Here is a 12,344-nt window from a genome sequence, read left to right as displayed (position 1 = left end):
GGACAACCCATATTTTGATGAAGGAAGTGCTGGTTGTATGAATAATGAACAGGTGTTGGAGCATTTAACAAGTAAGATTACTGCTCCTGATCAGGAAGTCGCGGCAGAAACCTCTGCACATGTGGATTCGTTGACGAAGCCACCGGGAAGCTTGGGCAAATTGGAAGAGCTGGTGATCCGCCTGGCAGGTATGACGGGCAATACACGTCCGCGTTTTGATCACAGGGCGGTCATTGTCATGGCCGCAGATCACGGCGTAGTGGAAGAAGGTATCAGTGCTTTTCCCGCCGAAGTGACCCCGCAGATGGTCCTGAATTTCCTCGCTGGAGGCGCTGCAGTGAATGTGCTTGCCCGTCACGCCGGAGCTGATGTGATCTGTGTGGATATCGGTGTGAATGCCGATCTTGAACATCCGGACCTGCTTTCCCGTAAAATTCGCAAAGGCACGGCCAATATGGCCCGAGGGGCAGCGATGACCCGGGATGAGGCAGTTCGGGCTATCCTTGCAGGAGCCGAAGTTGTAGCGGCAGAGGTGGCGAAGGGAACACAGCTGTTTGTCACCGGGGAGATGGGAATTGGCAACACCACCGCAAGTGCTGCTGTAATGAGCGCGTTAACCGGAGTTGCACCAGCTGCCGCCGTGGGGCGAGGAACCGGCATTGATGATGCAGGCTTGCAGCGCAAGGCTGCTGTAGTCAGCCGGGCGCTTAGCGTAAACGCACCGAACCCGGAAGATGCACTGGATGTTCTGTGCAAGGTGGGCGGGCTGGAGATTGCGGGACTCGCCGGGGTTATTCTTGCAGCTGCTGCTAATCGTTGCCCAGTCGTTGTAGACGGGTTCATCTCTACCGCGGCAGCGCTGGTGGCGAGACAACTTGCACCTCTGAGTACGGCTTATATGATCGCTTCTCATACTTCACACGAAAATGGACATGGAGCGCTGCTGCGTGAACTGGACCTGAAAGCGATGCTGGATCTGGACATGCGTCTGGGTGAAGGCACAGGTGGCGTGCTCAGTCTTCATCTGATTGACGCAGCATGTCTCATTCTGAACGAGATGGCGACCTTTGCAAGCGCGGGTGTCTCGGATGGGACAAGCCCTGCTTCGGACTCCACTGCGTCGGGTGATTCATCCGTGCAAAGAGAGGGTTCCCGATGAGTGTACTGGTGACAGGCGGCGCACGTAGTGGCAAAAGCTCCTTTGCCGAGCGTCTCTGCATGCAGCGTTCCTCGGAGGCCTGGTATGTGGCGACAGCTCAGGCGTACGATGATGAAATGCGTGAGCGTATCGCCATGCATCAGCATCAGCGCGAGGCATCAGGGTATCTGTGGCACACGATGGAAGAGCCGATACATCTGCCTGCTTTGATAAGCCGCATGGGTGAAGGGCATACAGGGACTTCTGCACCCACCATTCTGGTGGATTGCCTGACGTTGTGGCTGACAAATGTTTTGCTAGCGTATGAGCATGACGAGAAGCAGTTGTTACAGGGACATTTGGACGCGCTGGTTGAAGCGATTCGAACCTATCCCGGGTTGCTTGTTCTGGTTACAAATGAAGTGGGAGATGGGATCGTTCCGGAATATGCCCTTGGCAGGAAATATCGGGATTTGGCCGGTGTACTGAATCAGCGTATTGCGGCGATATGCGGTGAAGTGTTTCTGGTGACCGTAGGCATTGCGATTGAACTAAAAAGCAAGGAGTACCGCTTATGAAGGATGGCACGCCTGCTCCTCAGCGTAAACATGCGGCGGCAGCCGCTTTTCAATTTTTGTCCCGTTTCCCTGTCAAAATGCAAATCGATTTTGTCCCGCCACTGCTGCGGGAAAGTGTAGTCTTTTACCCGCTGGTCGGTGCTGCAATCGGTCTGTGTGTCTGGCTCTTTGGAGCCTTAAGTGGTGCAGTGCTTCCGGCCTTACCGGCTGCCGTCCTGACCCTGACGTTATGGGTATGGCTCACCGGAGGACTCCATCTTGACGGATGGATGGATACGGCAGATGGCTTGCTCAGTTATCGTACCCGTGAGCGGATGCTGGAGATTATGAAGGACAGCCGTGTAGGGGCAATGGGCGTGATCGCCTGCGTGTTGCTTCTGATGATGAAGGCTGCGCTGATCGCCGATTTTATTGCCCGGGGCCACTGGGTGTACGGTGCGCTGCTGATCCTGCCCATGATCTGGAGCCGATGGTTCATGGTGTATGCGATGTCGGCCTGGCCGAATGCTCGCGAAGATGATGGACTTGCCGTATTGTTTAAAGGTCTCGGGGAGCGGAAGGAGGTCCAGCGTGCACGCAGCTCAGCTGTGGGCCTGACCTTAATCGCAGGGGCAATTACGTTTGCCGCGGTGTGGCTTTTCAAGCCGGATATGGGGATAGCAGATGCGATGGTGAGTGGTCTGGGAACACTGCCATGGTGGCTATACCCGGTGACGGCAGTTATTATACTGCCTGTAGCGTGTTATTATATCGGCCGATTCGTGGCTTCCCGGATCAGTGAACGGCTCGGTGGTTTAACCGGGGATACGTATGGTGCCATGAATGAGCTGCTGGAGGCGGCTTTGTTGACTGTGCTAAGTGTGCTTCAAGGACTGTTCTGGCTGTAACTTTTGAAGTATGGAGCAGTTTGGAAAACGTTACGCATGAGGTTGGGAGCAAGGTGATCTGGATATACACGGAGACAGGGGGAGAGAGCGTGGAAGATAGGCCATCACAACCAGCGGCGGTACTGATGCTGCAAGGAACGGCTTCCGATGTGGGCAAAAGTGTCATCACAACGGCATTGTGCCGGATTTTTAAACAGGACGGCTTCAAGCCTGCTCCGTTCAAGTCACAGAATATGGCACTGAATTCCTATGTGACGGAAGATGGCAAGGAGATTGGTCGGGCTCAGGGAGCACAGGCCGAGGCCTGTGGTATTGAGGCGACAACCGACATGAACCCGATCCTGATTAAGCCCGTACGGGACATGCATTCGCAGATCGTGGTTCACGGTGTACCTTTTGCCCAGATGAGTGCATCGGACTACCGCCAGCATTTTCTGCCTGAAGCAAAGCAGACGGTTATGGATGCGTTGAACCGGCTACGGGATACCTATGATATTGTGCTGATGGAAGGAGCGGGCAGTCCGGCCGAGATCAATCTGAAGGACCGGGATATCGTCAACATGAATCTGGCAGGCTGGGCCGATGCGCCGGTGATTCTGATCTCCGATATTGATCGGGGCGGGGTGTTCGCTTCCATCGTAGGTACGCTCGAACTGCTGGAACCCCATGAGGTGGCGCGTGTCAAAGGATTCATTATCAACAAGTTCCGCGGTGATCTATCCCTGTTGCAGCCAGGACTCGACTGGCTCGAAGAACGGACAGGCATTCCAGTATTAGGTGTATTGCCTTACATAAGAGATATTCAGATTGAAGCAGAGGATTCAGTGGTGCTGGATTCCATGCGTCATGGGAAATCCGGCAAAACCGAGCTGGATCTGGCGGTAATCCGATATCCGCGAATTTCCAACTTTACAGACTTTGATGCACTTTCCCGTGAACCGGATGTGAATGTACGTTACGTGACCTCGCCAGAGGAATTGGGCAGTCCGGATGCCATTCTTCTACCGGGTACGAAGGATACCATAGGTGACCTGGCATTTCTGCGTGAGTCTGGGCTGGAGCAGGCGATTGCGAGCCAGACCGAGCGTGAGCATGTTCAGCTGGTAGGAATATGTGGCGGATACCAGATGCTGGGACGTCATCTGAAGGATCCGTTTGCTGTGGAGGCGAATCAGATCCAGGAAGCAAAAGGACTTGGCTGGCTCCCGCTATCGACAACGTTTCTTCAGGAAAAGCAGACCGTCAGAGCTTCCGGATGGGTGCAGCCTGATCACCCGATTCGTCTGTATGGTGAGCGAGATGAGGATGCATCTTCATTACCCATTAATGGATATGAGATTCATATGGGCGTTACGGAGTGCCACGAGCCTGAACGTGTAACCGCGTTGTTTGAAATCTCTCATCCAGGTGGTCAACCTTTCCAAGAAGGCTGGGGCTCTGTAGATGGCAGGGTGTGGGGAACCTACCTGCATGGTTTGTTTGAAAGTGATCAATTCCGACGTTCGTGGCTGAATGCCTTGCGTGAAGGAAAAGGATTGCCTCCGCTTCAGGAGACGTATAGTGCGCTTGAACGTAAGGAGATGGAGTTTGATCGGGTAGCCGAATCGTTGCGTTCGGCATTGGATATGAAGCGCGTGTACGAGATTATGGGTGTTCAGGCACCCGAGTGAAACTACAATACCCCCATGTCTGACAACCCGTTCTCTAGAAACGGAATGTTAGCGGCATGGGGGTATTGTATATCCTATGATTATATGAGGTTTAAAACATGTGATGATAGGTTAATGGTTAACCTGTTAGTTTATTTTGAAATTTTTCATGGCGGATTGAAGCTCTACAGCTTGTTCATGCAGATGACGAACTGTATTCGAATGGGAATCCATCTCGCTGAGCTGAAGGTCTGCTGTTGAAGCAATCTGTAACATGCTCTCACGAGATTTGGTCGTAATCTGTGCCGTTTCTTCAACGGATGCACTCACTTCTTCAGCACCAGCAGATACTTGTTGTGTAGAAGCAGAGACGGTCTGGATGGTCAGATTCACGTTCTGAATCAATTCATTCAGCTGCTGGAAGGCTGAGCCTGCTTGTTGAACGACCGTTGTGCCTGAACCAATCTCCTGGGTTACACGGTTCATGGCGTCGACAGAGCGTTCAGCGTCTTCACGAATGGTACCCAGATAATCCGAAATTTCTTCGGTGGCTGTCTTGGATTGCTCGGCAAGTTTGCGGACTTCTCCAGCAACAACAGCGAATCCGCGGCCATGCTCTCCGGCACGTGCTGCTTCAATGGAGGCGTTGAGTGACAGCATGTTAATCTGTTTGGTAATTTCAAAAATGGAAGCAACAATGGTGCCAATGGCTACCGAACGTTCATTCATAGTTTCGACATAACGCAACGATTCGCTTGCTGTCTGGCCTACACGCTCCATCTGCTCAATGGCATTCTGAGCCAGTCGGTTACCGTTAACTGCCTCGTTGGCTGCTTCACCAATCTGGTCAGACACTTCAGCGGAAGAAGAAGCAATATGCATGATGCCTTGCGTAATTTCTTCCATAGCTCTGGCGTTCTCGGATGCGCTTGACGCAATGCTGATGCTGCCTTTTTCTGCATCTTCTGCGGAGCGGCTGGAGTTTCGAACCATACCGGACATCGATTCAACCCGCTGAAGCAGGTCATTGGAGCCTGATACAACTTCATTGGACGTGGACAAGGCACGGCTAATCATTTCTTTCAGGTTATGCGTCATCGTCTGGAAGCTAGCGGCAAGCTGGGCAATTTCATCTTTACCTTTGATCTCTAGTTTAGCGGTCAGATCACCTTGGGATATTTGTTTACTATGTTGGACGAGCTTGATGATTGGTTTGGTAACTCTTTTGATCATACTAGTGGAGATAAGCCAGCCGAGCACAAACACTAATGCTGTAATCCCCAGACACAACCAGAAAATCTGGGTAATCTTGTCTTGAATGAACTGGGCATCCATGCTCACAGCCATAATCATGTTACTTCCTGCAATGGGGATAAAGGCTGCTTTATGTACACCAAAGGAATCGGAGTAGACCTCACTGATTACCATTTCTTTGTTCTCAATAGCTGCATTCATTGCAGGTTCTACACTAATCTCATCCTGGGCTTTCATGCCTGAGGAAGAGTTGGCCACAACCACGTTGGCTGAGCCATCTTGAATAGCAACAACGTAAGCAGCATCCAGATTATGTTCTTTTGCTTTATCTGCCAGATATGATTCCACGGTCATGGCAGCACCTTCAGAACCGGCTCCGCCACTCTGTACCTGCAGGATTTTGGATGCTGAAGTATTCTTGTATATATCCTGAATGGACGTGTTTAGGACTTTGTCAAACTGCGGAAGCACGTAACTTTGAATGATGTTCATCGATACGGCGTAAAAACTAATACTGAACAACAGGGAAGCAACCAGCAGAACGAGGAACAAAGTGCCTCTGATTTTACCGGCAACGGTGCGATTACGAAACATATGATCATCCTTTCACGTCAAGTTCATTAACATTGTCGCTTTTCCGTAATCCTAAGACCTATCTACCAATGAAGAAAGACCTAAATTATACATTGAGAAAACTTGGGAATAAGCGGATATACCTATATTACAAAATTAACCGGAGGTTGAATAGAACAATTTTCACGATTTGGTGTATTTTTTTCAGAAATACATGAATCTGTTACATGCATATTACATAATATCAATTAATACCTACCAGAATAGTTTGTTATATGTTATATTGTAAAATGTCTTTGTCGGAAGTACAAAAGATAGAAGAGAAAACCGGATATGTTCCGGTTACACACATGCCTGAGGAGGATTTAAAGAAATGGATACTTTTCTAGTCATATTGAATGTAGTGGTTATGCTTGTTTTACTTGGCATCCTCTACTGGATGCAGAAAAAGCATATCTCCTTTACGAAACGCGTATTTGCGGGTCTGGGACTGGGGATTGTTTACGGGGTTATTCTTCAATTGGTGTACACATCAGGCTCTGATGTAGTTACAAAATCAGTCGATTGGTTCAATCTGGTCGGTTCAGGATATGTTCGTTTGTTGCAAATGGTCGTGATCCCATTAATCATGGTGTCGATCATTTCGGCCATTATGAATCTGAAGGGCAAGCAAAATCTCGGCAAGATGAGTGTTTCCATTATTGCCATTCTGTTGATCACCACAGCGATTGCCGCAGGTGTCAGCATTGTAACGAGCCTTGGCTTTAACCTGACTTCCATTGAGATTCAAGGAGGAGACCGGGAGAATGCGCAGATTCAGAAGGTGGAGGAACGGCTTGTTGATGTGAAGGATCAGACAATCCCGCAGCAAGTGCTGGAATTCATTCCTTCGAATCCATTTGCAGATATGACAGGAGAACGTCGTACATCCACACTGGCGGTGGTTATCTTCTCCGCGTTCATCGGTGTAGCCGTACTTGGACTGGATCGCAAAAAACCTCAGCAGGCGGAGACGTTCCGCGGTATGGTTAATGCGGTATATGCGGTGGTTATGCGAATTGTTACGCTGGTGCTGAGGCTTACGCCTTACGGGATTCTAGCACTGATTACAAAGGTAACGGCGACAACCAATGCGGAAGAGATATTAAAGCTCATCAAATTCGTCATTGCGTCCTACGTGGCCCTCATCGTGATGTTTATTATTCACCTGATCATTATCTCGCTGTCCGGGTTCAACCCGATTACGTATTTGAAGAAGGTGCTGCCAACACTGGTATTTGCCTTTACGTCCCGTTCAAGTGCAGCGGCGATCCCGCTGAATGTGGAGACACAGACGAAGAAACTCGGCGTATCGGACGGCATTGCGAACCTGTCTGCAAGCTTTGGGGCTACGATTGGGCAAAACGGCTGCGCCGGGATCTATCCGGCCATGCTGGCGGTGATGATTGCTCCGACGGTCGGCATCGACCCGCTGAGCTGGGACTTCATTGTGACTTTGATCCTCGTAGTCATGATCAGTTCGTTTGGTGTGGCTGGTGTTGGCGGCGGGGCAACCTTCGCTTCCCTGATCGTATTGTCCACCATGAATCTGCCTGTGGCTCTGGTTGGACTGCTCATTTCCGTGGAGCCGCTGATCGACATGGGTCGTACAGCGCTTAACGTGAACGGGTCGATGACATCAGGACTCGTGACGAGCAGAATTTTGAAGGAAAACGATCGGGACACGTTTAACGATCAGAGCCGTGAGCTGGATTCTGCGGCTCAGGCTTAATACAGAATGGATTAGATAGAAGCTCACATTAAGATAGCTAGAGCCGTCTACAAATCAAGTGAGAAAAGCCGTCCTTCGGAGGAATCCGGAGGGCGGTTTTTTTGCGGCAATCAAACTATGCTGTGCACGGTGGTGAAGCAGTCTTCTTTTTCTATAAACGGAGTAAGGCAAGAAAGTACAAAACAATCGTATGGTCGAGAGGGAAGCGGGAGGAATATAGAAGGGGTCGTAGTCACTCAGGCACACTTGGAGTTATTTAGTTCTGTTCATGGGACGAGAAATGTGATAGAGTATTCATGTTTTGGCCCTGAGCCAAACCGCGGTTCGTAACCATCCCGCGTAATCAAAACTAGGAAGGCAGTGTATGTATTTATGTTTAACTTAGGGTGGGGAGCAGTTTTTGTTCTCGTAACTTATGGATTTTTCCTGTTGTGTTACCGCTTGTTCGGTAAAAAAGGTCTCTATGCCTGGATTGGTGTGGCTACGGTTATAGCCAACATTCAGGTGACCAAAACGATAGATATCATGGGAATCGTGCTGACGCTTGGTAACACGATGTATGTCAGCATGTATCTGACCAGTGATCTGCTCAATGAGAAATATGGACCAGGTGAGGCACGCAAAGCCGTATGGTTTGGATTCTTCACGCTCATCATGACGACGGTGTTGATGCAGATGGTGTTGTTCTTTGAACCGGCACCAACGGACTTTGCACAGGATTCGATGAAAACATTGTTTGGTCTGCTGCCACGTCTGGCCCTCGGAAGTCTGACGGCGTACTTCATCAGTCAGTTCCTGGATGTTCGATTATACTCCTGGCTGCGCAAGGTGGCCCCCGGGCGTAATCAGTTGTGGATACGTACCAACGGTAGTTCGATCATCAGTTCATTTGTGGATACACTAGTGTTCTGCACAATCGCGTTTGCGTTCATCTACCCTTGGGATGTTTGGCTGGAAATCTTCCTGACGACGTATATTATCAAATTTGTATTAACTGCGGTTGGAACGCCGTTTCTGTATGCTGCACGCAGCTTTAAGTTTAAGGATGAGGCTTAGACAATATTCAAAGAGTATCACTTGAAATTACCCTCTGCGCAGTCAATTGTAATTCGGACTCTGCAAGGGTTTTTTTCATAGAAAAGACTCGAAACAAGAAAAATCCTTTTTACATTTTTATGAAAAAGTTATAATATAAACGACCTGTCGTTATAAGCGTGTATCATTAAGCCAACGATGATTTCATACAAAGGGGAATCGCACATGTACTCTACACTGCGTTATACACTGGAAAGCAATGGCACAACCTACGAGAATGATAGCATTAATGCCTCGTTATTGGTGGAGTTGATCTCCAATCTGGAATTGCATGAATACGTAGTACTTAAACCTTCGGAGCTGGTGGAGGGAAGTATGTATATGCAGGCTGCTGCGCTTGAGGAACCAGGGCAAATGGTGGCGGAGATTCGTTTGCAGGAAGGCGAGGAAGGTTTCCGGCATTACAGCTGCAGCACAACAGATCTAACCGGGATTATTCAATGGTTTCTGGATTACTGGGGGAAGCAACAGCTGCCACAGCTGGAGTCTTGGCAGGATATCACACATGAGTTTGGTTAATGGTAAATGAGTGAGCAGGAATAAGATTACGTAGAATGCAGACGGAGTAATCTAGGATATGCTTTGTATTAATTACAATCCCGCAAACCATGATATTCATGGATTTGCGGGATTTTTGCGTTCGCGTGTGTACTTGCTACTTTTTCTGTATACAGGCCTGAGGCGTACGCGAAAGGAGTATATTATTTTGAAGATACAGTTCAGCACAGTTTTGTGCAGTTTAGTTCATGATGCATAATATCGGCTGAGCATTGATGTATATGGGCTGTTTTGACATAGATCCAATTGGATTAGTCGCTAAGGATTTGCAGTTCTTTTGGATATGTCGTCAGAACTTCGATACCCGTCTCGGTCACAATTACATCATCTTCGATACGGACGCCGCCTGCTGCGGTATAGATGCCCGGTTCAATCGTGAATACGGTACCTTCATTCAGGATGTCCATATTCTCACCGTGGAGAGAAGGATACTCATGTACGTCAATACCGAGACCATGGCCTACTCTATGCATAAAACGCTCGCCGTATCCCGCTTCTTCCGTGACCTGGCGTGCTGCACGATCCACTTCGGCGCAGGTGATGCCTGGTTTCACGATTTGGATAGCAGCTTCATTCGCTGCGAGCACGGTGTTATAGATGGTTTTGAGTTCAGGTGAGATGTCACCAAAGGCGAATGTACGTGTGATATCCGAGGCATACCCTCCAGCATACACACCCATGTCAAACATCAACAGGTCACCATGTTGCAGTTTCCGTTCACCCGGTGTACCGTGTGGCAGACCTGTTTTGGGTCCCGTGAGCACCATGGTATCAAAGGAAGGGCCATCGGCACCCAGCTTTTTCATCTGATACTCCATCTCGGCGACAAGCTCGATCTCGGTTACACCTGTGCGAACATGAGAGAGGCCTTGACGCAATGTTTCTTCAATCAGATAAATGGCGTGGCGAATGCGGGCTACCTCATCCGGTGTTTTTTTTACACGTAATGTGCGAAGCAGGGGGCCAACATCTTCAAAGCTGGCAGCACCTAGCGCGGCGGTCAGCTGCTCATAACGTGATACTGTCACATATTCTTTTTCGAGACCTACTCGGGCCAAGCGCCCCTGATAACGATCAAACAAAGCGTATGGATTATCCGTATCCGTGTGAGTGGCAATGTTGGATACCGAGGAAGCGGCTGCGGCAGCTTCAGCATCAAGCGCAGGTACGATCAATAAGGGTTCTTCGCCACGTGCGAGAACCAGACCGAGGAAACGTTCATGCGGATTGCTCGCAAATCCAGTTAAATAGTAGATATGTTTTGGATCTGTGATCAGCATGGCGTCCAATCCTTGCCCGGACAGATCGGCTTCAAGACCAGATAAAGGGTTTTGATTCATAAGTGTAGTTGTCCACCTTTCCATTCATACTATCCTTCTATTATAAAAGATTATGATGGAATTCCAAACTGTGGTGATTTCATGTCCCCAGAATCCCTTGAATTGTCGGTTTAAGCGGCGAGTATGAAGGGTAATACAGGGCGAAACCGCTTAACAGATGAATAATAACACCACAACTATAGCGAGCAATCCATTAACAATACGTTGAAGCTTGGCTTAATTATTTTATACAAAAGAACGATATGCGAAGGGAGATGTAATCATGAATAATCGAGCAACCGTTCCGCTGTATGCTTCATTATTAAGTGTGGCACTGTTAACCGCGTCATGTTCTTCAGGCGAACCCTCAACGGGAGGAGTAGAGCAGACGTCTCAGGGACAGGGAACCGGTCAGGGACAGACAGCCAATGGAGGCAATACCGGTGCAAGTGGAAATGAGAGTGGAGCGCAGGGAGAGACGGTTATTCCGTATCAGGCTTCTGTTCTGGTTGAAGGATTGAATGCACCATGGGAGATTGTGAGTGTGCCTGATGGTCGGATGTTTGTAACGGAACGCCCTGGTGCGATTCGAGTCATTGAGGATGGAAAACTAGCCTCTGAACCACTGATTGAATTCTCAGCCCCATTTAATGAAGAAGGTGAAGGAGGTTTGTTGGGTCTTGCAGCAGATCCGGACTTTGAGGAGAACGGTTACTTGTATGCATACCACTCTTATCTGGAAGGCGATGACATTGCCAATCGAGTGTTACGTCTCAAGGTGAATGATGGCAAAGCGGTCATAGATCAAGAGTTGCTTGGTAACATTCCAGGCGGAACAAATCATAATGGTGGGCGGATCAAAATTGGCCCGGACAAGTTGCTCTATATCACGACAGGTGAGCGTTATGAACCGGAACTGTCACAGAACGAAGATAGTCTTGGAGGTAAAATATTGCGGATAGGTCTCGACGGATCGATCCCAGCAGACAACCCATGGCCGAATTCACCTGTATACAGTATGGGACACCGCAACGCACAGGGACTGGCATGGAACCCGGACAACGGTTACCTCTATTCTACTGAGCATGGTCAGCGGAATCATGATGAGATCAACCGGATTGTGGCCGGAGAGAATTATGGCTGGCCCGAGGTGGAGGGAGACGACGATGACAATGGCGCATATCAGGCTCCGCTTGCACATAGTGGGAATGATACATGGGCGCCGTCTGGTGTAGCTTTTGTTGAGGAAGGACCTTGGGCTGGATCACTGATTGCTGCAAATCTGCGTGGAGAGCAGTTGCTGAAGGTTACTCTTTCGGAAGATGGCACACAGGTGGAGAAGGTGGAACCCATCTTCGAAGATGAATGGGGTCGAATTCGTAATGTGAGTGCTGGCGAGGACGGCAAGTTATATGTGCTTACAAACAACCGGGATGGACGGGGATCGCCACGTGATGGAGATGACAAGCTGATAGTGCTTACTCCGGAGAGTTGAGTCGGGGTCAGGGGAGAGAAAATCAGT

The 12,344-nt window shown here is 49.3% G+C and carries 10 protein-coding genes; 8 read left to right on the top strand and 2 right to left on the bottom strand.

What is annotated here, in order from left to right; translation table 11 throughout:
- Positions 1-37: 37 nt before the first annotated feature.
- The 4 genes from cobT (at position 38) to QF041_RS13110 (ending at position 4,273) form a co-directional block, all read left to right on the top strand.
- Positions 38-1,159 (top strand): nicotinate-nucleotide--dimethylbenzimidazole phosphoribosyltransferase, encoded by a 1,122-nt coding sequence (cobT, locus tag QF041_RS13125; RefSeq protein ID WP_307414520.1) that lies wholly within the window; start codon positions 38-40, stop codon positions 1,157-1,159.
- On the top strand, positions 1,156-1,716 hold the full coding sequence (gene cobU, locus QF041_RS13120; RefSeq protein ID WP_307414519.1) for a bifunctional adenosylcobinamide kinase/adenosylcobinamide-phosphate guanylyltransferase: 561 nt from the start codon (positions 1,156-1,158) through the stop codon (positions 1,714-1,716). The genes cobT and cobU overlap by 4 nt, the downstream gene beginning before the upstream one ends.
- Positions 1,713-2,603, top strand: a complete 891-nt coding sequence (gene cobS, locus QF041_RS13115) for an adenosylcobinamide-GDP ribazoletransferase (RefSeq protein ID WP_307414518.1) — start codon at positions 1,713-1,715, stop codon at positions 2,601-2,603. The genes cobU and cobS overlap by 4 nt, the downstream gene beginning before the upstream one ends.
- A gap of 125 nt (positions 2,604-2,728) precedes the next feature.
- Positions 2,729-4,273, top strand: a complete 1,545-nt coding sequence (locus QF041_RS13110) for a cobyric acid synthase (RefSeq protein WP_307416957.1) — start codon at positions 2,729-2,731, stop codon at positions 4,271-4,273.
- 126 nt (positions 4,274-4,399) lie between these two features.
- Here QF041_RS13110 and QF041_RS13105 read toward each other — a convergent pair whose 3' ends face one another.
- Positions 4,400-6,100: a methyl-accepting chemotaxis protein gene (locus QF041_RS13105; RefSeq protein WP_307414517.1), complete on the bottom strand. Its 1,701-nt coding sequence runs from the start codon at positions 6,098-6,100 to the stop codon at positions 4,400-4,402.
- Positions 6,101-6,452: 352 nt separating this feature from the next.
- Between QF041_RS13105 and QF041_RS13100 the strand changes: the two genes are divergently transcribed.
- The 3 genes from QF041_RS13100 (at position 6,453) to QF041_RS13090 (ending at position 9,464) form a co-directional block, all read left to right on the top strand.
- Positions 6,453-7,850 (top strand): L-cystine transporter, encoded by a 1,398-nt coding sequence (locus tag QF041_RS13100; RefSeq protein ID WP_307414516.1) that lies wholly within the window; start codon positions 6,453-6,455, stop codon positions 7,848-7,850.
- Positions 7,851-8,222: 372 nt separating this feature from the next.
- On the top strand, positions 8,223-8,906 hold the full coding sequence (locus QF041_RS13095) for a queuosine precursor transporter (RefSeq protein WP_062833172.1): 684 nt from the start codon (positions 8,223-8,225) through the stop codon (positions 8,904-8,906).
- A 204-nt stretch (positions 8,907-9,110) separates the two neighbouring features.
- Positions 9,111-9,464: a hypothetical protein gene (locus QF041_RS13090; RefSeq protein WP_307414515.1), complete on the top strand. Its 354-nt coding sequence runs from the start codon at positions 9,111-9,113 to the stop codon at positions 9,462-9,464.
- Between the two features lie 290 nt (positions 9,465-9,754).
- Here QF041_RS13090 and QF041_RS13085 read toward each other — a convergent pair whose 3' ends face one another.
- Positions 9,755-10,843 carry a M24 family metallopeptidase gene (locus tag QF041_RS13085; protein WP_307414514.1) on the bottom strand — a complete coding sequence of 363 codons (1,089 nt, stop codon included), beginning with the start codon at positions 10,841-10,843 and terminating at the stop codon, positions 9,755-9,757.
- Positions 10,844-11,105: 262 nt separating this feature from the next.
- Between QF041_RS13085 and QF041_RS13080 the strand changes: the two genes are divergently transcribed.
- Positions 11,106-12,317, top strand: a complete 1,212-nt coding sequence (locus QF041_RS13080; protein WP_307414513.1) for a PQQ-dependent sugar dehydrogenase — start codon at positions 11,106-11,108, stop codon at positions 12,315-12,317.
- Positions 12,318-12,344 lie beyond the last annotated feature (27 nt).

Origin of the sequence: Paenibacillus sp. W2I17 (genome assembly GCF_030815985.1) — a bacterium.
GTDB lineage: Bacteria > Bacillota > Bacilli > Paenibacillales > Paenibacillaceae > Paenibacillus.
The sequence above is the reverse complement of the archived record's forward strand: the minus strand, read 5'-3'. Positions and strand labels throughout refer to the sequence as shown.